The 24342-nt window shown below is 64.2% G+C and carries 22 protein-coding genes; 10 read left to right on the forward strand and 12 right to left on the reverse strand.

What is annotated here, in order from left to right:
- The first annotated feature begins 240 nt into the window (after positions 1-240).
- Both HV823_RS17490 and HV823_RS17495 read left to right on the forward strand, forming a co-directional pair.
- Entirely contained in the window at positions 241-1578 is a 1338-nt protein-coding gene (locus tag HV823_RS17490; RefSeq protein WP_176951031.1) for a glycosyltransferase family 4 protein, read from the forward strand.
- Position 1579: 1 nt separating this feature from the next.
- Complete coding sequence (locus HV823_RS17495; RefSeq protein WP_176951032.1) at positions 1580-2347, forward strand: HAD-IIB family hydrolase; 768 nt, start codon at positions 1580-1582, stop codon at positions 2345-2347.
- Positions 2348-2422: 75 nt separating this feature from the next.
- Here the strand turns inward: HV823_RS17495 and HV823_RS17500 are convergent, their stop codons facing one another.
- The 3 genes from HV823_RS17500 to recA all read right to left on the reverse strand — a co-directional run bounded on the left by HV823_RS17500 (position 2423) and on the right by recA (position 7882).
- Entirely contained in the window at positions 2423-3658 is a 1236-nt protein-coding gene (locus tag HV823_RS17500) for a GGDEF domain-containing protein (RefSeq protein ID WP_176951033.1), read from the reverse strand.
- A gap of 115 nt (positions 3659-3773) precedes the next feature.
- Entirely contained in the window at positions 3774-6437 is a 2664-nt protein-coding gene (gene alaS / locus HV823_RS17505) for an alanine--tRNA ligase (RefSeq protein WP_176951034.1), read from the reverse strand.
- A gap of 359 nt (positions 6438-6796) precedes the next feature.
- Positions 6797-7882, reverse strand: coding sequence for a recombinase RecA (recA, locus tag HV823_RS17510; RefSeq protein WP_097140963.1), 1086 nt, complete (start codon positions 7880-7882; stop codon positions 6797-6799).
- Between the two features lie 231 nt (positions 7883-8113).
- Between recA and HV823_RS17515 the strand changes: the two genes are divergently transcribed.
- Together HV823_RS17515 and HV823_RS17520 are read left to right on the forward strand one after the other, a co-directional pair.
- Complete coding sequence (locus HV823_RS17515; protein WP_176951035.1) at positions 8114-9061, forward strand: carbohydrate kinase family protein; 948 nt, start codon at positions 8114-8116, stop codon at positions 9059-9061.
- Between the two features lie 78 nt (positions 9062-9139).
- Entirely contained in the window at positions 9140-10066 is a 927-nt protein-coding gene (locus HV823_RS17520) for a pseudouridine-5'-phosphate glycosidase (RefSeq protein WP_176951036.1), read from the forward strand.
- A gap of 30 nt (positions 10067-10096) precedes the next feature.
- Here HV823_RS17520 and HV823_RS17525 read toward each other — a convergent pair whose 3' ends face one another.
- Positions 10097-10459, reverse strand: coding sequence for a VOC family protein (locus HV823_RS17525; RefSeq protein ID WP_176951037.1), 363 nt, complete (start codon positions 10457-10459; stop codon positions 10097-10099).
- 305 nt (positions 10460-10764) lie between these two features.
- Entirely contained in the window at positions 10765-13377 is a 2613-nt protein-coding gene (gene cckA / locus HV823_RS17530) for a cell cycle histidine kinase CckA (protein WP_176951038.1), read from the reverse strand.
- A 269-nt stretch (positions 13378-13646) separates the two neighbouring features.
- Here cckA and HV823_RS17535 point away from each other — a divergent pair, with 269 nt between their 5' ends.
- Complete coding sequence (locus tag HV823_RS17535) at positions 13647-14702, forward strand: flagellar biosynthetic protein FliO (RefSeq protein ID WP_176951039.1); 1056 nt, start codon at positions 13647-13649, stop codon at positions 14700-14702.
- Between the two features lie 307 nt (positions 14703-15009).
- Here the strand turns inward: HV823_RS17535 and dksA are convergent, their stop codons facing one another.
- Entirely contained in the window at positions 15010-15429 is a 420-nt protein-coding gene (gene dksA, locus HV823_RS17540; protein WP_097140969.1) for an RNA polymerase-binding protein DksA, read from the reverse strand.
- A gap of 374 nt (positions 15430-15803) precedes the next feature.
- On the opposite strand from dksA, the gene HV823_RS17545 reads away from it, so the two are divergent.
- From HV823_RS17545 to HV823_RS17560, 4 genes are all read left to right on the forward strand, one after another.
- The gene (locus HV823_RS17545) at positions 15804-16328 is read left to right on the forward strand and encodes a SixA phosphatase family protein (RefSeq protein WP_176951040.1); all 525 of its coding nucleotides are present in this window, start codon (positions 15804-15806) and stop codon (positions 16326-16328) included.
- 94 nt (positions 16329-16422) lie between these two features.
- Positions 16423-17895: a YcjX family GTP-binding protein gene (locus tag HV823_RS17550; RefSeq protein WP_246301620.1), complete on the forward strand. Its 1473-nt coding sequence runs from the start codon at positions 16423-16425 to the stop codon at positions 17893-17895.
- Positions 17892-18980, forward strand: coding sequence for a YcjF family protein (locus HV823_RS17555; RefSeq protein ID WP_176951041.1), 1089 nt, complete (start codon positions 17892-17894; stop codon positions 18978-18980). The genes HV823_RS17550 and HV823_RS17555 overlap by 4 nt, the downstream gene beginning before the upstream one ends.
- Before the next feature lie 135 nt (positions 18981-19115).
- Positions 19116-19664, forward strand: coding sequence for a hypothetical protein (locus tag HV823_RS17560; protein ID WP_176951042.1), 549 nt, complete (start codon positions 19116-19118; stop codon positions 19662-19664).
- On the opposite strand, the gene folK is transcribed toward HV823_RS17560, so the two are convergent.
- The 3 genes from folK to folP are packed head-to-tail and all read right to left on the reverse strand — an operon-like array spanning position 19657 to position 21441.
- Complete coding sequence (gene folK / locus HV823_RS17565; protein WP_176951043.1) at positions 19657-20190, reverse strand: 2-amino-4-hydroxy-6-hydroxymethyldihydropteridine diphosphokinase; 534 nt, start codon at positions 20188-20190, stop codon at positions 19657-19659. The two genes, HV823_RS17560 and folK, sit on opposite strands and share 8 nt — an antisense overlap.
- The gene (gene folB, locus HV823_RS17570) at positions 20180-20548 is read right to left on the reverse strand and encodes a dihydroneopterin aldolase (RefSeq protein WP_176951044.1); all 369 of its coding nucleotides are present in this window, start codon (positions 20546-20548) and stop codon (positions 20180-20182) included. The genes folK and folB overlap by 11 nt, the downstream gene beginning before the upstream one ends.
- A gap of 14 nt (positions 20549-20562) precedes the next feature.
- Entirely contained in the window at positions 20563-21441 is an 879-nt protein-coding gene (gene folP, locus HV823_RS17575) for a dihydropteroate synthase (protein WP_176951045.1), read from the reverse strand.
- 200 nt (positions 21442-21641) lie between these two features.
- On the opposite strand from folP, the gene HV823_RS17580 reads away from it, so the two are divergent.
- A complete protein-coding gene (locus tag HV823_RS17580) occupies positions 21642-22259 on the forward strand; it encodes a DUF922 domain-containing Zn-dependent protease (protein WP_176951046.1) in 618 nt (205 codons plus the stop codon).
- A 284-nt stretch (positions 22260-22543) separates the two neighbouring features.
- Here HV823_RS17580 and HV823_RS17585 read toward each other — a convergent pair whose 3' ends face one another.
- From HV823_RS17585 to HV823_RS17595, 3 genes are all read right to left on the reverse strand, one after another.
- Positions 22544-23224, reverse strand: coding sequence for an NAD(P)/FAD-dependent oxidoreductase (locus tag HV823_RS17585; protein WP_176951047.1), 681 nt, complete (start codon positions 23222-23224; stop codon positions 22544-22546).
- A gap of 57 nt (positions 23225-23281) precedes the next feature.
- Positions 23282-23602, reverse strand: a complete 321-nt coding sequence (locus tag HV823_RS17590) for a 2Fe-2S iron-sulfur cluster-binding protein (protein ID WP_176951048.1) — start codon at positions 23600-23602, stop codon at positions 23282-23284.
- Between the two features lie 225 nt (positions 23603-23827).
- The gene (locus HV823_RS17595) at positions 23828-24187 is read right to left on the reverse strand and encodes an Hpt domain-containing protein (protein WP_176951049.1); all 360 of its coding nucleotides are present in this window, start codon (positions 24185-24187) and stop codon (positions 23828-23830) included.
- Between the last annotated feature and the right edge of the window lie 155 nt (positions 24188-24342).

Below are 24342 nucleotides of genomic sequence, written 5' to 3' on the forward strand. Positions count from 1 at the left end.
CCCTGGCTCTCCACCACCGGCTTCCTCGACAAGATCGACGAGAACCTGAAGAAGGCCATGGCCGCCTGAACGGCGACACCGACATAACCACACCATCGGACGGACCCGGCCTCGCGCCGGGTCTTTTTTTGCCCGCTTCACCTGTAAGGGAGAACCCAGTATTAAGGTGCCGATCGATGGAACAAAATGCGGGCACAGGGGTTGAAGGTCAGTTCGCCTGCCCTATCCTAGATCAGTGACATGATTGAAAAAACAGAAACAGAATCTCTTCCACGAATAGCCCTCGTCTCCACGCACGGCTATGTTGCAGCAATTCCGCCGTTGGGCGCGGCCGATACCGGCGGCCAGGTCGTCTATGTTCTTGAACTCGCCAAGAAACTTGGGCGGCTCGGCTTTCTCGTGGACATATACACGCGACAATTCGAGGATCAGCCGCAGTTCGACGAAGTCGACGATCGGGTCCGGGTCGTGCGTATCCCCTGTGGCGGCCGCGACTTCATCCCCAAGGAATATCTTCATAACCACCTGATGGCCTGGTGTGAGGCTGCGATCCGCTTCATCAAGTCGAACGACCTCGACTACTTCTTCATCAACAGCCACTACTGGGACGCGGGCGTCGCCGGTCAGCGGCTTTCGGAAGCGCTCGCGGTGCCGCATATCCACACGCCGCATTCGCTCGGCATCTGGAAGAAGCGGCAGATGGAGACGGACTATCCTGACAAGGCCGACAGTTTCGAGGCCGAATTCAACTTCTCCGAACGCATCAAGCACGAGCTCATCGTCTATCGCAGCTGCAACCTCGTCATCGCCACGACCCCGATCCAGCTCGACATGCTGACCACCGACTATGGGCTCAAGCCCGACCGGGTCCACATGATCCCGCCGGGCTACGACGACAACCGTTTCTTCCCCGTCTCCGGTGCAACGCGCGAGATGGCCCGCCAGAAATTCGGCTTCCATGGCAAGACCGTGCTGGCGCTGGGCCGGCTTGCGACCAACAAGGGGTACGACCTGCTCATCGAAGGCTTCTCCGTTCTGGCGGAGCGCGAGCCGGAAGCGCGGCTGCATCTGGCCCTAGGCGGGGAACACCTGGATGATCAGGAAACCGCCATTCTCCACCAGCTCAAACAGTTGGTCGACGAGCGGGGACTCAAGGACCGGGTCGATTTCGCCGGCTTCGTTTCCGACGAGGACCTGCCGGACTATTACCGCGCGGCCGATCTCTTCGTTCTGTCCAGTCGCTACGAACCCTTCGGCATGACGGCCATTGAGGCGATGGCAAGCGGAACGCCCACCATCATCACGATCCATGGTGGCCTGTTTCGCTCCGTCAGCTACGGCCGGCACGCGCTCTTTGCCGATCCTTTCGACAAATACGACCTCGGCATCACGATGATGAAGCCACTCAAGCATCCACGGCTCTACAACCGCCTTTCGCGCATGGGCGCCCACAAGGCGCGCAGTCTCTTCACCTGGACCGGGATCGCCCAGCAGCTGATTGCCCTTGTCGAGGGAAGACCGATGCGCCACGCGCTCGACGGCGACGACTGGGCGGAACCCTGGAACGATGGAGACTGACATGACGGTCAGGCTGCTGTCATCGGATCTCGACGGCACCTTGCTCGGCGACCACCGGGCGACCCAGCGATTCCGAAGCTTCTGGGAAAGCCTCAATCCGTCGACCCGCCCGCTGCTGGTCTACAATAGCGGCCGGCTGCTCGACGATATAGAAGCCCTGCTCGCCGTCTCCGACCTGCCACAGCCGGACTATCTGATCGGCGGGGTCGGAACGATGATCGGCGGTGGATTGAACGAAACGCGCCGCCGCCAGTTCGGCGAGACGCTTGGTGCGCCGTTCGACCGTGACGCACTGCTGCGCGTCATGCGTCACGTGGACGGCATAGAGCTGCAGGACGCGGTGTATCAGCACGCCCACAAGTCCAGCTGGCATCTGCACGATGCGAGCGAGGCGGCGATCGCCGAGCTGGAACAGGGCCTGGCTGACGCCGGCGTCGCGGCGCGGCTGGTCTATTCCAGCAAGCGGGACCTGGACATTCTTCCGCGCCAGGCCAGCAAGGGTGCAGCACTTGCCTGGCTTTGTCGTGAACTCGACATCGACCTCGATGAGGTCGTCGTGGCGGGCGACACCGGCAATGACGCCGACATGTTCCTGCTGCCGGCCGTCAGCGGGATCGTGGTGGGCAATGCGCTGGACGAATTGCGGCAGCTCGCATCGGCCACCGGCAGGCACTATCAGGCGCGCCGGGCAAATGCCGACGGTGTCGTCGAAGGCCTGCAGCACTGGATGAATGCGGCGCCGTCTCGGGCAACCACCGCGATCCGCTGACGCGCCGTAGAAAGTGCACCGTCTTGCGACATTGGCGACCATGTGCTTGCGGCAACAGCGCGAGCGGATGCCTTGCTATCGCGCTGCAGACGTCACCGGGGCGTCGAAATCGGGCAGGCGCATGCGACCGGCAATCTGCATCAGACTTTCCGCAGGCCCGGCGACGCAGCTCCGGTTCCGCCCTTCCGCCTTGGCCCGGTAGAGTGCGAAGTCTGCCGATGCCACGAGGCTGTCGATGTCGCCGCCACTGAGAACCACGGAGGCGACGCCGATGCTGACCGTCGCTGATATCATCGTACCGTAGTGGCCAATCTCCAGCCCTTCGATGTCCTGGCGCAGCGCATCGGCAAAGGCGGCCGCCTCGTCGAGGTCCAGCGCCGCGGCAAAGAGCGCGAACTCCTCACCGCCAAACCGGCCAAAGACCATTTCGCCGCGAAGCTTCGCCGATACGGCCGAGGTGAACCGTTGCAGCACCTTATCTCCAGCCTGATGGCCGTAGGTGTCGTTGATCGCCTTGAAATGATCGAGGTCGAGCAACATGAGCACGCCCCCCTGCGGATGCCGCCCCAACATGCTCGCCGCCTCCTCCATGAACGCGCCGCGGTTCAGGATCCCCGTGAGCGCATCCGAGCGTGCTGCCTGACGATAGATCGCCTCGCTGCGCTCCTTGAGAAGGATCAGGACTGAAACCGAAAGGACAACCGTGTGAATGAAGATCTCCACGGCGAAGGCCGCAAACCAGGGCGAAATATAAGGTTGCGCGCCATCGGATACCGGCGCAAGCAGGGTGAAGGGAATGCGCAATCCATAAAAGACGGCATGCAGTGCGAGCAGGACGGCGATGAAGAGGCGCGATGGAAGCGGCTCACTTTTCCGGCCCTGCATCACTTCCGCTGCGATCGCCAGCGAATACACCACGACGATGACCGACATCAGGATCACGCGCAGGTTCATGTCGGCGGTGAAGGTATCGGAGAGGCCATAGGCGAGACACCAGGCCACCGGGGCGGCCGCGACGGCAAGCCGCGACACCCGCCGGCCGTCGAAGGAGCGAAACCCGCCCCAGGTCATCGCATAGGCCAGGGCCGCAAGCGCGTTGCCAAGACCGATCGACAGTTCCGGCGCGATAACCGCGCGCAACGCCAGAAACACGCTCGCCGCCGAACCGATCCACATGGCCACGCACCAGTAGACGGCAGCGGCGGGCGCGCGCCCCGATGCCCAATGCTGGCTCAGGAACACGGCGACGACGAGCGTCGACAAGAAGGTGCAGAGCAGCAGCGTCGGGACGCTGACGAGAACTTCGAGCAAGGAATCACACTCCGTCGGGACTCGGAAGCTACTACGGAAAATTGAAGACTTCACAAACAGCAACGGCGGGAAAATCCCGCCGTTGCCAAAAACTTCGAAGGTTCAATGGATGCCGTTATCCAGCCAATGCGGCTGCGACGGATTCGATCGCATCGTTCGCACGCTGACCGTCCGGCCCGCCGGCTTGCGCCATGTCCGGCCGCCCGCCGCCGCCCTTGCCGCCGAGTGCGGCCGATGCGACGCGCACGAGATCGACGGCGCTGAAGCGGCCCGTCAGATCGTCGGTGACGGCGACCACGGCGCTGGCCTTGTCGTCGGCGGAAACGCCGACGAAGGCGACGACGCCCGAGCCCAGCCCCTTCTTGCCCTCGTCGGCCAGGCCCTTCAGGTCCTTCGGCTCGACGCCGCTCACCACCTTGCCGAGGAACTTCACGCCGGCAATCTCGCGCACGGCGTCGCCGCCATTGGCGCCGCCGCCGCCGAGCGCCAGCTTCTTCTTGGCGTCCGCCAGTTCACGATCCAGCTTGCGGCGTTCGTCGAGAAGCGTCTCGACGCGGGAAAGAACCTCGGCCGGCTGCACCTTGAGGCTTGCGGCCAGCGTCTTCACCCGTTCGTCCTGCTCCGCAAGGTAGGCCCGCGCAGCTTCGCCCGTTAGTGCTTCCAGGCGCCGTACGCCCGAGGCGACAGCACTTTCGCCGACGATCCGCACCAGGCCGATCTCGCCGGTGGCGCCGACATGGGTACCGCCGCAGAGTTCCACCGAGTAGGGCTTGCCGGCCTTGGCGCCGCGGATGCCCGTGCCCATCGAAACGACGCGAACCTCGTCGCCGTATTTTTCGCCGAACAGCGCCATCGCGCCCTCGGCGATCGCGTCGTCGACGCTCATCAGGCGGGTCGTCACCGGCGTATTCTGCACGATGATCTCATTCGCCATCTCCTCGACCACCTTCAGCTCTTCCGCCGTCATCGGCTTCGGATGCGAGACGTCGAAGCGAAGCCGCTCCGGCGCCACCAGCGAGCCCTTCTGCGTGACATGCGTGCCGAGAACCTCGCGCAGCGCCTCGTGCAGCAGATGCGTGGCAGAGTGGTTCGAACGCAGGCGACCGCGCCGGGCATGGTCGACGTCGAGGGCGACCGCATCGCCAAGCTTGACCGTACCCTCTTCCACGATCGCGTTATGGACGAAGAGTCCATCGGCCTTCTTCTGTGTGTCGGTGACGCGCAGACGCGCATGATCGTGGCTGATGACGCCGGTATCGCCCATCTGGCCACCGGATTCGCCATAGAACGGCGTCTGGTTGAGCACGAGCTGGACCATATCGCCGGCCGATGCCGCATCCACGCTCGTCCCGTCGCGGACGATCGTCTGGACGACGCCCTCGGCTGCCTCGGTGTCGTAGCCCAGGAACTCGGTCGCGCCGTGCCTCTCGCGCAGCTCGAACCAGATCGTCTCGGCGGCGGCATCGCCCGAACCCGCCCAGCTCTTGCGCGCCTCGGCCTTCTGGCGCTCCATCGCATCGGTGAAACCGGAGAGATCGACGCCGATGCCGCGGTTGCGCAGCGCGTCCTGCGTCAGGTCGAGCGGGAAGCCGTAGGTGTCATAGAGCTTGAAGGCTGTTTCGCCGTCGAGGATGTCACCCTTGTGCAGATCGGAGGATGCATCCGAAAGCAGCGAAAGGCCGCGCTCGAGCGTCTTGCGGAAACGGGTTTCCTCGAGCTTGAGGGTCTCCGAGATGAGTGCCTCGGCGCGCACGAGTTCCGGATAGGCGCGCCCCATCTGCTGGACCAGCGCCGGCAGAAGCTTCCACATCAGCGGATCGCGCGCGCCCAGCAGCTGCGCATGGCGCATGGCACGGCGCATGATCCGGCGAAGCACGTAGCCGCGCCCCTCGTTCGAAGGAAGGACGCCGTCGGCAATCAGGAAAGCGGACGAGCGCAGGTGATCGGCGATCACGCGATGGCTCGCGCGCCGTTCCGGATCGTTCGCATCGACGCCCGTCGCCTCCACCGAGGCGGAAATCAGCGCCTGAAACAGGTCGATATCGTAGTTGTCGTGCTTGCCCTGCAGCAGGGCCGCGATACGCTCGAGCCCCATGCCGGTATCGATCGAGGGCCGCGGCAGATCGATCCGCTCCTCCTTGGTCAACTGCTCGTACTGCATGAAGACGAGGTTCCAGATCTCGATGAACCGGTCGCCGTCCTCTTCCGGCGAACCCGGAGGGCCGCCCCAGATGTGGTCGCCGTGGTCGTAGAAGATTTCCGAGCACGGGCCGCACGGGCCGGTATCGCCCATCGCCCAGAAGTTGTCGCTGGTCGCGATGCGGATGATGCGGCTCTCCGGCAGCCCTGCGATCTTCCGCCACAGGTCGAAGGCCTGGTCGTCGTTGTGGTAGACGGTGACGAGCAGGCGGTTCCTGTCGATGCCGAACTCCTTGGTGATCAACCCCCAGGCAAGTTCGATCGCGCGCTCCTTGAAATAATCGCCGAACGAGAAATTTCCGAGCATCTCGAAGAAGGTGTGGTGGCGGGCGGTATAGCCGACATTGTCGAGGTCGTTGTGTTTGCCGCCGGCGCGGACGCATTTCTGCGCCGTCGTCGCCGTCGAATAGGGACGCTGTTCCAGGCCGGTGAACACGTTCTTGAACTGCACCATGCCCGCATTGGTGAACATCAGTGTCGGATCGTTGCGCGGCACCAGCGGACTGGAGGGCACGACCTCGTGACCGTTCTTGCGAAAATAGTCGAGAAAGGCCGACCGGATCTCATTCACGCCGCTCATGTTGCGTCCTTCATACCTACCGGCGGCCGGGCCGAGCCCCGCCGTCCATCACATGTTCCATCGGGTCGCCGCAGCTTCGAACCACCCGCCCGCCTGCATCCGCATGGTGCGGCACCGGTTCCGGTCGTGGTCGATCGCTCGGCATAGCCGTTTCCATTACTGGCAGGATGGCGAAAGACGCCGGCGCCCGACCGTGCGGCCTCGGCATTCTGCGGCGCAAACGCGCCGGCCTCCTCCCGGACCTCGGAAAACTGAAGGCTTTTATCGTTCGCCTTCCTGCCTGTCCAGACACGAAAACCGGTCCCCGCAAGGCGAGGACCGGTTCGTCGAAGCAAATTCACCCTGCAGTGGCAGGCGGCTCACATCTCGGCGAGATTGTCACCGTCGTCTTCTTCCGGCTTGCCATCCAGGAGCTTTTCGGCGATCAGGCCCGCGTTCTGCCGCAGCGCCATCTCGATCTCGCGTGCCGCATCCGGATTGTCGCGCAGGAACTGCTTGGCATTCTCGCGGCCCTGCCCCAGACGCTGGCTGTTATAGGAGAACCACGAGCCGGACTTCTCCACTATGCCCGCCTTGACGCCGAGGTCGATCAGCTCGCCGGTCTTGGACACACCCTCGCCATACATGATGTCGAACTCGACCTCCTTGAAGGGCGGCGCCATCTTGTTCTTGACGACCTTGATCTTCGTCTGGTTGCCGATGACCTCGTCGCGCTCCTTCACCGCACCGATGCGGCGGATGTCGAGGCGCACAGAGGCGTAGAACTTCAGCGCGTTACCGCCGGTGGTGGTTTCCGGCGAACCGAACATGACGCCGATCTTCATGCGGATCTGGTTGATGAAGATGACCATGGTGTTCGACTTCGAGATCGACGCCGTCAGCTTGCGCAACGCCTGGCTCATCAGACGCGCCTGAAGTCCCGGCAGGCTGTCGCCCATCTCGCCCTCGATTTCCGCCCGCGGCGTCAGTGCCGCGACCGAATCGATGACCAGCACGTCGAGCGCCCCGGAGCGCACCAGCGCATCGGTGATCTCCAGCGCCTGCTCGCCGTTGTCGGGCTGCGAGATCAGGAGGTTCTCCAGATCGACGCCGAGCTTGCGGGCATAGACCGGGTCGAGCGCATGTTCGGCATCGACGAACCCGCAGATGCCGCCCTTCTTCTGGGCTTCCGCGATCGTCTGCAGGGCGAGCGTCGTCTTGCCCGAGCTCTCGGGGCCGTAGATTTCGATGATGCGCCCCTTCGGCAGGCCGCCAATTCCGAGCGCGATGTCGAGGCCGAGCGAGCCGGTCGGGATGGTTTCGATCTCGACAACACTGTCCTTCGAACCGAGCTTCATGATCGAGCCCTTGCCGAAGGACCTCTCGATCTGAGAAAGTGCCGCTTCGAGTGCCTTGCTTTTGTCCACCGATTTATCCTCTACGAGCCGCAAAGAGTTTTGTGCCATTTGCTCCACCTTTAGGTTATTGGGGCCAGACAGGCAATGAAGCCGCCGATGAAAGCTATGTACACTCTTTGTTCTCTTTTGGCAACTGCACACCATGCAATTGATTAGTTTCGCGTTTCGGGGGCGTGTTCGCATTATGTTTCCAACGCCTTCCAAGACAGTATACCACCCCATCCGCGGCGGCCAAAACCGCGTTTGCGGTGCGAATCGACCAAAGGCGGGGACCGCACGATGACCGGCGCCAACATTCTCGTCCTCGGCGGCGCCCATGTGGACCGGCGCGGCCGCATCCATGGCGATACGGCCCCCGGCGCCAGCAATCCGGGCACTTGGTTCGTGGAAGCCGGCGGCGGCGCCTTCAATGCCGCGCGCAACCTTTCCCGCCTCGGCCATGCCGTCCGCCTGATCGCCCCACGCGGCGGCGATGCCGATGGCGAGATCGTTGCCGCAGCCGCCCTTGCCGCCGGCGTCGAGGACACGCCCTTCACCTTTCTGGACCGCGCCACGCCGAGCTATACGGCGATCATCGAGCGCGACGGCAACCTGGTGATCGCGCTCGCCGACATGGAACTCTACCGGCTGTTTTCTCCGCGCAGGCTGCAGCAACGCGCCGTGCGCGACGCCTTCGCACAGGCCGACGCGATCCTGACCGACGCCAACCTGCCGGCAGAAACGGTCCTGGCGATCGCCGATACGGCGCACGCTGCGGGGAAGCCGGTCTACGGCATCGCCATCTCGCCGGCAAAGATCGTCCGCTTCCGCGACGCCCTTCCGGCGCTCACCGGCCTCTTCATGAATGAAGCCGAAGCGCGCGCGCTGACGGATGCGCGGCCCGACGATCCGCGGCACTGGCCAAACCTCCTTCGCGACATCGGCCTGACATCCGCGGTCGTGACCCGGGGCAAGGATGCGGCGATCGCCTTCGATCCGACCGGCGTCGCAGCATTGGCGCCTCCCGCCCTGGAGACGCTGGGCGACGTGACGGGTGCGGGCGATGCGATGGCGTCGGGCTTCCTTTCCGCCCGGCTGACGGGCAAGCCGCTGGCGGCGGCGCTGCGCCAGGGGGCGGCAGCGGCGCTGATCGCCGTCCGGTCGCCGCTGGCAGTCGCCGAGGAACTGGAGCCGGACCTGCTCGACCGCGTCACGGGGCTTGTCCCCGAGGCGGAAATGCTGTCATGAGACAATGAGAATGCCGGCCACGGCCAATCGAAGCCGGCACGCATCGCAGTCGGCACCCAGATATTCGAGGTAATGAAGATGACGAAATCGGCTTCCGGGCTGTTGCCAATCGCCTATTCCGCAGAGGTCGCGGCCGCCAAGGAACGCGGCGCTCCGCTGGTGGCGCTCGAATCCACCATCATCACCCATGGCATGCCCTTCCCCGGCAATCTCGAGATGGCGCGCAGCGTCGAGCGGATCATTCGCGAGGAAGGCGCTGTTCCAGCCACCATCGCCGTCATCGACGGCATCCTGCATGTCGGCCTTGACGATGCGGAACTGCAGGCGCTGGCGCAGACGAGCGGCGCGATGAAGCTGTCGCGGGCCGACCTCGCCTTCGCCATCGCCGAACGCCGCACCGGTGCCACGACCGTCGCCGCAACGATGATTGCGGCAAGCCTTGCCGGCATCCGCGTGTTTGCGACTGGCGGCATCGGCGGCGTGCATCGCAAGGCGGAGGAAAGCTTCGACATTTCGGCAGATCTGGACGAGCTTTCGCGAACCGGCGTCATCGTCGTCTGCGCCGGCGCCAAGGCGATCCTCGACATTCCGAAGACGCTGGAAGTGCTGGAGACGCGCGGCGTACCGGTCGTCACCTATGACAGCCCCACCTTCCCGGCCTTCTGGTCGCGCGATTCGGGGCTTGCGAGCCCGCTGATGCTGAACAGCCCGGCCGCGATCGCCAATTTCCAGAAGGTTCGCGAACAGTTCGGCATCGGCGGCGGCATGCTGATCGCCAATCCCGTCCCGCAGGAAAACGAAATCCCCCGCCGGGAGATGGAGATCTACATCGAACGGGCGCTCGACAATGCCGAGCGCGACGAAATCTCCGGCAAGGCGGTGACCCCGTACCTTCTCGATACCATCTTCCGCCTCACCGATGGGCGCAGCCTGGCGACCAACATCGCACTGGTTGAGAACAATGCGCGGCTGGCGGCCGAAATCGCGGTGGCGCTGGCAGACTGAGAGCTGCCAACTGGCGACGCCGGGCCTTCGCTATATGGATAGGCGAACGGCTCGGCTCGAAACCTGGATCGGATTGCCGGAGGGATCCTTCGCATTGGCAAAGGCATAACCCTCCGCCCTGTGCACCGGGCCGAATTCAAGACCCGCCGCGGCACTATCCCGGCAGAAGGCATCGACGTCTTCCACATCGAACACGAGCTTCACCGTCGACCGCCCCAAGCGCTGGCCGCGGGCGGCAGGGTGGAGCATGATGTTCGCGCCGCCATTGGGACCGAACAGTTCCACGATGCGGTCATCATCCCGCTGCGACACCTCGAAGCCGAAGAAGCGCTGATAGAACTGCGCAGTCTCCTCGATATCCCTGACGTAGAGAAGTATCCGGCCGAGCCTCATCGGGATCCTTTCGCACGAACACGGGAAGAAAGCGGGGCGGACAGGCCTTTTGCCAATGATCGATGAGCAGACCCCATCGATCCGGATCGATTTCGGTTTCCGCTAGGCGAAAACCACATCCGGACCACCCGGTCTTGTCAGGATTTTCAACGACGGCCGCGAACCAAAAGCGACCGGCCCTGTGTACCATTTCCGCTCCCCGGCGGCGGCAAAATCCTCGCACGATGCCATGGCATCGCCCGGTCTTTTGCTAGCGGGATGACCGGATACAGTCCACGCAATGGGCTCCGGTCACCGATTCGGTCCTATCCGTCCAGCATCTCGCGCACGGCCTCGGCCAGTTGCTTCAGCGAGAACGGCTTCGGCAGGAAGCCGAATTTCGCGTCCGCCGGGAGGTTGCGGGCAAAGGCATCCTCGGCATAGCCGGAAACGAAGATGAACTTCAGGTCGGGGTAGTTCTTGCGCAGTTCGCGCAGCAGCGACGGCCCGTCCATTTCAGGCATCACGACGTCGGACACGACGATATCGACTGCGCCGCCGAGCTCTTCCATGATGTCGAGCGCCTCCACCCCGGAGCCAGCCTCGTGCACGGTGTAGCCGCGGGTCTCCAGCATGCGCTTGCCCCCACGGCGCACCGCCTCTTCGTCCTCGACGAGCAGAACCACGGCCGAACCGGTCAGGTCGCGCGGCTCCTTGGCGGGATCGGTTGTCGGCGCAGGAACGGCGCGCGGTACAGCCTCGCCGCCGGACACGCCAGGGGCCTGCAGCGCCGGTGCGGGAATCTCTTCGACATGGCGCGGCATGAAAATGCGGAACATCGTGCCGCGTCCCACTTCCGAATCGACGAAAATGTAGCCGCCGCTCTGCTTGATGATGCCGTAGACCATCGACAGGCCGAGACCGGTGCCCTTGCCCACTTCCTTGGTCGTGAAGAAGGGCTCGAAGATCTTGTCGCGGATTTCCGGCGGAATGCCGGTGCCGCGGTCCATGACGTCGATCTCGACATAGTCGCCTTCCGGCAATTCGCGGTAGCCGAGCGCCGGCACGTCCGCCGCCTCGACGTTGCGTGTGCGGAAGGTGATGGTTCCCCCGTCCGGCATCGCGTCGCGGGCGTTGACCGCCAGGTTGACCAGCACCTGTTCGAACTGGCCGAGATCCGTCTTCACCGGCCACAGATCGCGTCCGTAGTCTACCTCGATCTTGACGTTGGTACCGGTCATCCGGTCGACCAGCATGCGCAGGTCGCCGATCACGTCGGTCATCTGCAGTACGGTCGGGCGCATGGTTTGCTTGCGCGAGAACGCCAGCAGTTGGCGCACCAGCACCGCGGCCCGGTTGGCGTTGCGCTTGATCTCCATCAGATCGGCAAAGCTGGCATCGGCCGGCCGCGCCGACAGCAGCAGGTGGTCGGAAGAGAGCAGGATCGCCGTCAGCACGTTGTTGAAGTCGTGCGCGATGCCGCCGGCAAGCGTGCCGACCGCATTCATCTTCTGCGTCTGCGCCATCTGCTTCTCGAGCGCCTTTTGCTCGGTAATCTCGACGGCATAGACGATCGCGGCCTCTTCGGGGGACTGGTCGTTCTGGTCGATGACGGCATTCACATAGAAGCGGAAATGGCGTCCTTCGTCGCCTGGAAGCAGCGAATCGATCGGCGCGATGTCGCCCTGGCGGTCGCGCGCTGCCTCAAGCGCTGCCTCCAACCGCGACCGGTCGGTCACATGCACGATGCTTTCCAGCCGCGCGCCCTTGTCGATGTCGTCGCGCGAGACGACGCCGGAGAACAGTTTCAGGAACGGCGCGTTCGTGCGCAGGATGCGCCCGTCGCCGTCGACAGAGGCGATCGCCATCGGCGTATTGTTAAAGAAGCGCGTGAAACGCATGGCGGCCACCGAGGCCGACTGGTCGCTGTCGTCGGTCACGTCGCGCGCAAGCACGATGGTCCGGCTTTCGCCGGGCGCACCGTCGCGGTTGGCGGTGACACGGTGGACGAGGCGGACCGGAAGGCTCTGGCCGTTCGATTTGCGCAGGTCCAGGTCGAGCACCACGGTCTTCTTCGCGCCCGGCTCGGCCTGCACCGATTGCACCAGGGCCAGTCCCTCGCCGGCGAGGAGATCACCCATCGACAGCGTTCCGGGATGGAATTTCGTCAGGTCGATGCCGAGCCAGTCGGCCAGCGTCGCATTGAGATAGACCACCTCACCCTTGCGCCCGGCGGAGAAGAAACCGGCAGGCGCATGGTCCAGATAGTCGATCGCGTTCTGAAGCTCCTTGAAGAAGCGCTCCTGGTCGTCGCGTTCGGAGGTGATGTCGGCGATCTGCCAGACATAAAGCGACGGTCCGCTTCGCTCGCGATTGGGCAGGATCCGGGCCTTGAGCCGGTACCAGCGGGCACCGGTTCCGCCCGCAACGGCGGTGTTCAGCGGCTTCAGCAGCCGGAACTCCTCCGCTCCCTCCTTGCCCTCGTGCAGGCCGTTGGTCAGGCGGTAGACCGATTCGGTGGCTTCCCGGTCGCGCGAGAACAACGTCTCCAGCGTCTGCGCCTCGTTTTCGTGCGCAGCACCGGTGAGCGCGCCATAGGCGGCGTTGGCATAGATGATGCGGCCCTTGCGATCGGTGATCAGCGTACCGTCCGGCTGGGTATCGACGAAGGTGCGGGCCAGTTCGTCCGGGCGCGACTGCGGCATGATCTCGATGAAACCGATCATGGCCGAGACGAAGAAAAATATGCCCACCATCGCGAGCACGCCGAGAATGCCGAGCACGATTTCGTTCTCGAGCTGGTTCTTGAAGAGAATGAAGGCGCCTGCCGAAGCCGTCAGCACGATCGCCAGAAGCACGATCCTCAGGATCACGCCCGGCCGGCTGCTCCGCTCGACGATCGGTGCGTGATACTCAACCTCCTGCCGGATCTTAGACATCGCCCTCTCTCTTGGCCTGAAACTCCTGAAGGCCGCGCGGCGCGGGAGCCATTGGAATCACTTTAGCTTTTTGAGGGAAACCCAAAAAGCAAAGGAATGAAAGCTGCAAGCCCCAATTCACAGGGAATATCGCTCGCTCACTGCTATGTCCCGGCCGGCGATTGCGTGGGCCGGTGCCAGCCGTTAGAGGACAACCTGCCCGCCGAACTTGTGCGAGCCCGAAAAAAGCCGTCAAATGAACGCAACCTGTGGCCAAGGAGTTAGCCTTCATGTTCGAGGAGACCATCGCTCAACACGGCACGAAGTTCCTGGTTGCCGCACTCGCCGTTCTGCTTGGCCTGGCTTGCCTGGCGCTGGTGCTGTGGATCGTCCGGCGCCGCCCGTCATCGCCTTTCATCCGTGGCGGGCGCAACCGCCAGCCCCGGCTTTCCGTGCTGGATGCCGCCGCCGTCGATACGCGCCGCCGGCTCGTCCTCGTCAGGCGTGACGATGTCGAACACCTGCTGATGATCGGCGGGCCGACCGACATCGTAATCGAAAGCCGCATCCTCGCCCCAACGCAAGCCGACGCACCGGAAACAGCAACTTCCGGCACCATCGCTGCGCCCATGCCGAGCGAGCCGATGCCGGCGGAGCCGGCGATTGCCGCAATCATCCCCGCCCAGGAACCGGCACCGGCCACTGTTGCGGCCCGCCCCGCCCCCGCCGCGGTTGCTGTTCCGTCTGCACCGGCTGTTGTGCGCACGACTGCGACCGTCCTGCCGACGCGCGCCGAACAGCCGGCACCGCCAATGCCTGCAAGCGGCATCTCTGCGATGGGAAACATGCTCTACGGCGCAGACACCGGCCCCGCTGTCGCCACGCCGCGCGCGAGCCAGCCATTGCCGGAGGCCGCGCCCGCGCGCGCCGCGCCGCCCGCCCCGTCACTCCAGCCGGTCCATGCACCTGCGCCGTCGCTTGAACGCAATGCCATCGATGCGCTCGATCGCGCCCGCGATCGCGTCCTGACAAGTCCGGTCGGCACCGGCAGCGAACGCCTTGCGCCGCAGGCCATGCCAACGCCGTCACCGGCGCAGCCGCAGACTCCGGCCGTCGAACCGCAACGACCGGCGGTCGAGAATGCAGCGCTGGTCAGCGAATTCGAGCGCATTCTGGAGCAGGAGATCGCCACCGCACCGGCGCGCAGCACCGGCAGTGTCGCCCCTGGCACGCGAACGGAACCGGCAGCACCCGAGGCAGGCCCGCAACAGCCCAAAAGCCGCGAGGAAACCGAGGCCGAGATGGCGCGCCTGCTCGGCGAGATATCCGTCACCCGCAACTCCTGAAAAGGCCCAGCGCCGACCGGATGTTTTCGGCGCTGGTCGCAAGGTGAATACCGCCGCAACCACGCCAAGCCGGGGTACGGCGCCTGAGATCGCTCGCCACGTCAGCAACCTATCCCGAGCCGGCGATGCCGCAGCCGGTGGATGTCCACCGCCTCCTTCAACGTCCAACGATCCCGGTCGAAACAGAAAAGCCCGCCGACGACAGCCGGCGGGCTTTTGTTCGTCCCTTTTTGACAGGGACAGACTGTGAACGCTCGAGCAATGCACCAGACCGCGTGACGACCTCCTCGTCGCACGCCACAGGCGATTACTCGTCGCGGTAGACCTTCTCGCGACGCTCGTGGCGCTCCTGCGCCTCGATCGACAGCGTTGCAATCGGTCGGGCGTCGAGGCGCTTGAGACCGATCGGCTCGCCGGTTTCCTCGCAATAGCCGTAGGTGCCTTCGTCGAGCCGCTGCAGGGCTGCGTCGATCTTCGAGATCAACTTGCGCTGTCGATCGCGGGCTCTCAGTTCGATGGCACGGTCGGTTTCGGAGGATGCCCGGTCCGCAAGGTCGGGATGGTTGGCACTTTCTTCGGCGAGGTGATCGAGGGTTTCGCGCGCCTCGCGCAGAATGTCGTTTTTCCAGGCGTTCAACTTCGCTCGAAAGTAGGCACGCTGGTTGGCATTCATGAACTCTTCGTCTTCATTGAGGACAAAGGTACTAAGATCGATCTTCTCACTCAACGCGATTCTCCTGAAGAACATCTCAAGGGCGCTGTATATCCCTCTGAAAGAGCCGATTCAAGCCTGACTGATCTTGTAAACCGATTTTTGAATCTGCTCGAAATTCAGTCTATCCGGCTAATATTTCATCACGATAACAGCAGCTTGTAACTTTCGCCCGTTTGCCGGGTTCACGCCGCGTCAGTCGCGCCTTCCACAGGGATGTTCGCCGTTCCTTCCGTCGACGCGTCAAGCGCCTCCGGCGCAGGCAAGTAACGGATAGCCGATCTATTTGGTTCCCCGCCTTGCCAGGGAAGCAAAATGAGTTGATCTTTTTTGCTGGCGGATCGAAAACGAAACGCGAAGGCAGCGCGGCGGGCAAAGAGGACCTGGACTTGGCAGCGACGGCATCAGGCGTCTACAGATTGTACCTGCTCAGGCATGCACGCGCAGGCTGGGCGTCCCCCGGAAAAACCGATTTCGACCGCACGCTCGACGACGAGGGTTATGCGGAAGCGGAAGTGATCGCCGCCGAAATGGCCGACCAGGGCTATCATCCCCAGCTCGTGATCTCTTCCACCGCCATCAGGTGCAAGGAAACGGCAGAACCGCTGCGCCGCGTCTTCGGTGAGGACCTGCCGATCCAATATGTCGACACACTGTATGGCGGGACGATCGATTCCTATGCGGAAGTCGCCTTTGCGGAGCGCGAGGAAACTGCTGTGCTGATCGTCGGCCACAATCCGATGGTGGAGGAATTCTTCCGAATCGTCGTTGGCCAGCCGATCGCCGATGCAACCGCCCCGAACGGCTTCCCGACGGCAGCACTCGCTACGATCGACTTCGACCGCCGGCCGAGCGACAGGGATTATTCGGGCGGCCGCCTCTCATGCTTCATGACGCCGCGCTCCGGCCGCTGAGTGGCTGGTAGCGGCATTTCAGTCGTCCTCGCCTTTTCCCGGCTGACGCCGGCACCTATATCGCCATTGAAGCCGACCGACGTGGAAGAAGCGATTGCCGACACTGACCAACCTTGCTGACGATGCGCTGATCGCACTCGACAACCTCGGCGACCGCGCCGCCAGCCTTGTGAACCCCACGATCAGGCTCGGCGTGACGGGCCTTTCGCGCGCCGGCAAGACCGTGTTCATCTCTTCACTCGTGCATAATCTGCTGAACGGCGGCCGCCTGCCCTTGTTCGAACCCATGCGCTCCGGCCGCATTTCGCGCGTCCGCCTCGAGCCCCAGCCGGACGATGCCGTACCCCGCTTCCAGTACGAGGACCACGTCCGCGCGCTCGTCGGCGAACGGGTCTGGCCGGATTCGACGCGCGCGATCTCGCAATTGCGCATCACGCTCGACTACGAAAGTGCCAGCGGCTGGGGAAGGCTGTGGTCTCCCGGCCGCCTTTCGGTCGACGTGATCGACTATCCGGGCGAATGGCTGCTGGACCTGCCCCTGCTCGCGCAGGACTTCCGCACCTTCAGCGAGACGACGATTGCGCTCGCGCAGACCGGGATCCGCCGCGTCCTGTCGGCGGAATGGTTCTCCGCCATGGCGCTGTCAGATGCACGCGCCCCCGCCGACGAGGCGGATGCGCGCCGCCTCGCGCAAGCCTTCACGGCCTATCTGAAAGCCTGCAAGTCCGACGAGCGGTCTCTGTCGACGCTGCCACCCGGCCGCTTCCTGATGCCGGGCGATCTGGAAGGCTCGCCGGCGCTCACCTTCGCGCCGCTGCCGAAACTACCGGAAGGCCGGGCACCGAAGGGGTCGCTCTGGGCCATGATGGAGCGCCGCTACGAGGCCTATAAGGCCCATGTTGTCAAGCCGTTCTTCCGGGAACACTTCGCGCGCCTGGATCGCCAGATCGTGCTGATCGACGCGCTGCAGGCGGTCAACCGCGGCGCGGAAGCCGTGCAGGATCTCGAACGCGCGCTCGGCGACGTCATGGCGTGCTTCCGCCCCGGCGCAAACGGATTCCTGTCCTCGTTCCTGACACGCCGCATCGATCGCGTGGTGGTGGCGGCGACCAAGGCCGATCACCTCCATCACGAGAGCCATCCGCATCTGGAGGCGTTGACGCGCCGGCTCGTCGACCGCGCGATCAATCGCATTGGTCTCAGTGGCGCGGGCGTGGAAGTGATGGCGCTGGCATCCGTCCGCGCCACCCGCGAGGCGACGGTCAAGCAGGACGGCACGACGCTTCCCGTCATCGTCGGCACGCCGATTGCGGGCGAGTGCATCGACGGCGAGACCTTCGACGGAAAGCGGAAAACCGCCATATTTCCCGGTGACTTGCCGGAGAATCCGGATTCATTTTTTCAAGCCATTGAATCGAATTCCGAAGAACCGCTGGCGCCGACACTCAACTTCGTCCGCTTCCGACCGCCGGAAATGGAGGCGCCCGGCGGCGAACTCAGGCTCGCAATCCCCCACATCCGGCTCGACCGCGCGATGCAGTATCTGATCGGAGACCGGCTGGCATGACCGACAAACCCAACGCCGGCCGGCGTCCCGCAGCCTTTGCCATCCCCGACGATCCGCAAGGCGAACAGAAGGAACCGAAAGCCCGCAGGACGCCGCGCGCACCCTCGCACCATGACGAGGGCCTGATCCTGACGCCGGACACGGACGATCCGTTCGCGGCGACGACGATCGACCTGCCTGAGCTCGCCCCGCCGCAAGAGGCGCTTCCGCGGCGACGCCGGCTGACCCTCGGCAAGGTTGCCTCCGCCGCATTCGGCATCCTGTTCTCGCTTGCGGTCGGCCTGTGGATCGACAGCCTCATCCGTGACCTTTTCACCCGCAGCGACGGGCTTGGCTATCTCGCCGTGGGTGCTGCCACGGTCGGTGTCCTTGCCGTCCTTGCCCTCGTGGCGCGCGAGCTCTTCGGCCTGCGTCGGCTGGCGGCCGTGCAGGACATCAAGCAGGAAGCGATGGAGGCCGCAGCCCTGCCTGCCCCCGCGCCCGCCAGAAAGGTCGTCGCCCGACTCGTCCATCTCTTTGCCGGCCGGCCGCAGACGGCCCGCGGGCGAACCCGCCTGCTGGAAACCGAAGGGGAGATCATCGACGGACCGCATCTCCTCGATCTCGCCGAGCGCGAGATGCTGGCGCCGCTCGACCGCGAGGCCCGCGCCCTCATCCTCGCCGCATCCAAACGGGTCTCGATCGTCACCGCGGTCTCGCCGCGGGCGCTCGTGGATCTCGGCTACGTTCTGTTCGAAAGCAGCCGGCTGATCCGCGCCATGGCAGAGCTTTACGGTGGCAGGCCGGGCAGTCTCGGCATGCTGCGCCTGATGCGCGACGTCATCGCCCACCTCGCCGTCACCGGCTCGATCGCCGTCGGCGACAGCCTCGTCCAGCAGGTCCTTGGCCACGGCCTGGCATCGAAGCTCTCGGCACGGCTCGGCGAAGGCGTGATCAACGGGCTGATGACGGCCCGGATCGGCATTGCCGCCATGGACCTCTGCCGCCCCATGCCCTTCCGCGCATTGAGGCGTCCGGGCATCGGCGATTTCCTTTCCGACCTCGCCCCCGCAGCGCTCGGCGGCAAGGGCAAGGAAACGGTGTAGCGCGCGGCACGGGCCGGTGGACAACCGCTGCAAGCCGCCTCAAAACGATGCTGCCGAGCCCCACGCGAAACCGTTCATTAACCATTTTAGCGCAAGGCTGAACCCAACAATCGACCAGCCCGTCAAGGATCGTTCATGTACTCGCGCACCTCTTTGATTGCCCGCGGCGCCGCAGCGGCTCTCCTCGCCGCCTCCACCGTCGCAACCCCGGTGCAGGCTGCCGAGCGCGACAAGGCGTTCTTCGATCAGGTGAGCGGAAACTGGCAGGGCCCGGGCGAAATCGTCGCCGGAAAGTACAAGGGCACGAAGTTCACCTGCAATCTCAGCGGTGATTCCGAAGTGTCCGAGGGCACCGGCATCAAGCTCGACGGGCATTGCCGCGTCGGCGTCTTCAAGCAGCCGATGTCCGCGCTCATCACCCGTGCAGGCGGAACCTACAAGGGCAAGTTCCTCGACGGCGCGGCCGGCAAGGGGCTGGATATCCTGTCGGGTAACGTCTCCGGCGACAAGGTCGTCGTCGCGATCAACCGCCAGAAGCTGAACGGCGCCATGATCGCCCGCCTCCAGGACGACAACACGATGAACATCACGATCTCGGTCAAGGTCGAGGACAAGATGGTGCCGGTGATCGGCATGTCACTGAACCGCAAGGTCGATACGATGGCGGTCGGCTCGATCAAGTAGGATCGGCCGCTTTTCGCCACCAGTTGCCATCGTCGCTTGCCCGCTCGATGCCCGTAACGTCGGCCTGCGCGAGCCATGACGAGACCGGGCTGCCCGCCACGACGAGATCCGGCGCGATATCGGCAAGCGGCATCAGCACGAAGCCGCGCTGCGTCATGCGCGGATGGGGAATTTCCAGCGTCTCGCCGGCAAGCGTCACGTCGTCGTAGGTCAGCACGTCGATATCGATCGTCCGCGGCCCCCAGCGCTCGATGCGCTCGCGCTTCATCTCCCGCTCCACCGAAAGGCAGGCGTCGAGCAACGCCTCGGGCGAAAGATCGGTCGAAATCAGCGCACAGGCATTAAAGAACCAGTCCTGGTCGGTATTTCCCCATGGCGGCGTACGGTAGAGGCGCGAAACGGCGAGAACGCCGCAATCCCCCCGCCGGTCGAGACCGGCAAGTGCCTTGCGCATCGCCTCAACTGGATCTCCGATATTGCCGCCCAGCCCCAATGTCGCGCGATGGGGCCCTACCTCAGACGACATGATCGACCGTCACCTGCACGTAGTCGAGCACACCGGCCACCGGCGCGTTCGGCTTGCGAACGGAAATCTTGGCCCGCCGGATCTGCGGAAAGCGCGCGCAGAGCGCGACCGCTATCTCCTGCGCCAGCGCCTCGATCAGGAAGCGGCGGCGTCCCGTCACGATCGCCTCGATCGCCTCGAAGGCCACGCCGTAGTCCACCGTCGATTCGATCTGGTCGTCTGAAAGCGGTTGCGACGGCGAGACCTCCAGTTCGGCATCGACGAAGAAGCGCTGGCCGAGGAACTCCTCGGCGTCGTGCAGTCCGTGCCGGGCGAAGAACGCGCAGTTTTTGAGCGTAATGGTGTAGATCGTCGTCATCTTGCGTTCTTTCTTCAGGCGCCCGTGCGCCCGCAAAGCCTAAGTCGTGCATCCACCATAGCATCAGCCATCATGAGCACATCCCTGTTGATTGCGACATCGTGGACCCTGAAAATCGCCGCGCCCGCCATTCGCAGCAGCGCCGTCGTCGCCGCGGTGCCGGCGTCACGGTCGGCGGCATCGCGCCCGGTGACCGCACCGACGAACCGCTTGCGCGAGGTGCCGACGAGGATCGGCCGCGCAAATCGCGACAGCTCTTCGAAGCGAACCATCAGCTCGATGTTCTCGTCGGTATCCTTGGCAAAGCCGAAACCGGGATCGAGCACGATCGCGCCGTCGGCAACGCCCGCCTCGCGGACGATCCGCAGGGATGTTTCCAGGAAGGAGAACTGGTCTTCGATGACGTCGGCCAGCTTTTGCCGGTCGCGCCCGGTATGCATGATGCAGAGTCCGGCGCCGGTCGCCGCCGCCACTTCGGCGATCGCTGGTTCCCGTTGCAGGCCGTGCACGTCGTTGACGATATGGGCGCCGGCGGCGATTGCCAGCCGCGCGGTCTCGGCGCGGTAGGTGTCGATGGAAATCACCGCCTGCCCCGCCCGCACAAGCGCTTCGATGACCGGGAGCACACGGTCCTGCTCCTCGCCGGCCGAAACCGATGCCCCGCCGGGGCGGGTGGATTCGCCGCCGATATCGACGATGTGCGCCCCCTGCTCCAGACAGCGCAGCGCATATTCGACTGCCCTGTCGACCGTATCGTGGCGTCCGCCATCGGAAAAAGAATCGGGCGTGACGTTCACGATTGCCATGATCAGGCCTTGAGGCCCTAGTAGCAGGCTACGTCCGTGTGCAAGGGACCACTGGAAAGGCTCGAAAGGCGCGAAGGCTGAGAACATGGCAAGCTCCTTCAACAGGACGCGATCAGTCCGGAAAGCTGTTGCGCGCGCTGAGGCTATGCCCCAAGCTCAGGTCGAGTTCAACTGCCATCGGCGGCGACCGTCCACAGCGACCGCGACAGCATTAAACCTTTGAACAATAAACCCGCCTAGAGTGGCGCCATCTCACAGACCGACCGACACGGCGCCCGAGGAAAAACATGCAGTCCATCGCCAAGAAGCTCCGCCCGCTCCTGGTTCTTGCCTCCTTGGCCGCCGTAGCAACGCCGTCCCATGGCGATACGATCACCAACAAGACCTTCTCCTATTTCTCGGTCGGCGGACGTACTGCAGCCGAGCTTGACGACGAACTCAGCAAGCGCGGCCCGAAGATGAAGAACACCGGTTCGCGCCATCCCGGCGCCACGCGCATCCGTTTTGGCGGTTCAGTCACCTACGTCAAGCGAGGCGGAAAATGCTATGTCGGCGATACAAAGGTCACGCTGACGACCAATATCATCCTGCCACGCTGGAAACATCGCCGTTCCGCTTCCAAGTCGCTCGGCCTGATCTGGGATACGCTTTCGTCCGACATCAAGCGCCACGAGGAGCGCCATGCGGAAATCGCCCGCAACCACGCCCGCGACCTCGAACGCTCCCTGAAGGCGCTGCGCCCCGAAAAGGACTGCGCCAGGCTGCAGGCCAGGGTGGATCGCATCACCGCCGCCGCGGTGGAGGCGCATGACAAGGATCAGGCCCGCTTCGACCGCGTCGAGGCCCACAATTTCAACGAGCGCATGCTGCGGCTTCTGACCCATCGTCTTGAGCGGACGCAGTAGACCTGCACCGCGCGTCCTGTGGTGAACGCTTTCGGCACGGATCAGCCCACAAAATGAATGGTGAATTCTAGCGATAGCGTGAAGGGGCGAATCGGCATAATTTGGCAAATGACAAATGTTCGAAGACTTCAAGCAGTTTTCGAAAGGAAGTTTGCGGATTTTTTGCGGTTTCTCCTGGCGCGTCCTCTCTGTGATGCTGGCGTCACCTCCCACGCGAGCTAACGATGCGCCCTCCTCGCCTCGCTTGTCCTTGGACCGGCGAGGCACTTTTTTGGAACCTGTCCTCAACTCCGCCCGAGCCGCTCCCAAATTCGCTTCGATGTCGTCGTATATTCGATCGGAACACGCCCGCCGCCGGCCACGCGCTTGCGGATTTCCTGCGTTGCGAGAGCGGCTTCGTGAAATCCCGACAGGATGAGCTTGACCTTGCCGGGGTAGTCGCAGGCGTCACCGATCGCAAAGATGCCCGCACATGACGTTTCGTATGTCGCCGGATCGACGCTGAAACCGGCGCGACCACGCGCGAACGGCCAGTCCGCGACAGGGCCGGGAACGAGTTGCGCCTCATCGGTGCGTCCACCGGCTGGCATCGAAAAAAGCCCGAGGCCCGCCGCAAGGATGACATAGCCGGCCCGGATGCAAGTGCCGTCATCCAGCCGCAGCTCCCACCGCCCATGGCCTACGGGGGCGACGTCCATGACCGTGCGGCCGAAGCGGAAACGGGGTTCAAAGGGTGCGGCCTGCGCCAGAAGCCGCTCGGTCAGTTCGTCGCCGTCGATTTGCGAAAAGCCCGGCACGTCGTAGATCGGCTTGTCCGGATAAAGCACGGCACACTGGCCACCTGCCTTGTCCAGCCCATCCACCAGGTGGCAGCGCAGGCCGTATATGCCGAGCTGGAAGACGGCAAACAGCGCCGCAGGCCCAGCCCCGATGATCAGCACGTCAGCGTTTTCGCCGCCCGTCATCGCCGCACCCGCCAGCCCTCACAGGCTCGCGCACACGGCAGGACGGCGCAATGCCGCTCAGCCCTGGCGCTCGGGCACATGGACCACAAGGCCATCCAGCGCATCGGACATCTTGATCTGACAGCTGAGCCGTGACGTCGGGCGGACGTCATAGGCGAAGTCGAGCATGTCCTCCTCCATCGCTTCCGGAGGTCCCACGATCTCGGTCCATTTCTCGTCGACATAGACATGACAGGTCGCACAGGCACACGCCCCGCCGCATTCGGCCTCGATCCCCGGGATCGAATTGCGCACCGCATTTTCCATGACGGTTGAACCGTTGGCCACCTCCAGATCGTTGGCGGTTCCATCGAATGCGACGATTGTAAGCTTGGTCATCGTGAATTCCGGATCGATTGTTTCGTATCGCGTCGAATGCGGGCATGCTGCGCCTGCAACTCCCGAAGGAAGACGCTGTATTGCGTTGCCGGTTACTTCCAACAATTCCAAACGACAGTCAACATCGCCCGCCCGCCGGGGCCTGCGCCAGCACAACGGCGGCAGGCGCTGTTCATCCTGCGTCACAACGGTTCCCTGCCGGAGGACAGGATGCGGCGGCCTCGCCTATCGCAGACCCGCGATGAACGCCTTTGCGGAAGAGACGGCTTCCGCCAGGTCGCTCAGACCTCTCGAAGAGGCCGGCTCGTCTTCGAGCACTTGCGCGGCTGCGGCGACTGAATGCGCACCGATACCGCGCGCGGCCCCCAGCAGCCGGTGCGCCAGCGCGCCGCGGTTCGCCTCGTCGGCGGTGGCAAGCTCGGCCAGGACACCGTCGGCGACCTCCACGAACAGGATCAGCACCTCGCGTCGGATGTCGTCGTCCCCCATCGTCTGCCGTGCCAGATGGTCGAGATCGACCGCCGGCGCCGGCTTCGTTCCGGCGCATGCCGGAGCCGACTGCGAAAGCGTGCCTTCTGCTATCATGGCGATATCTCCTGACCAGTTTCTGCGCGTGGCCGCAAAGCCCTGAAGGTGCGACCAGGCGATTTCGTGCCCTTGGCAACCGCGCCGCCCGCTCGTGCCGGCCAATGCAGTCTGGATGCGAGAGATGTGCGCTCAGGTAAATCCGTCCCCGCCGG

It is taken from the genome of Mycoplana rhizolycopersici (assembly GCF_013378445.1).
Classification (GTDB): Bacteria; Pseudomonadota; Alphaproteobacteria; order Rhizobiales; family Rhizobiaceae; genus Mycoplana; species Mycoplana rhizolycopersici.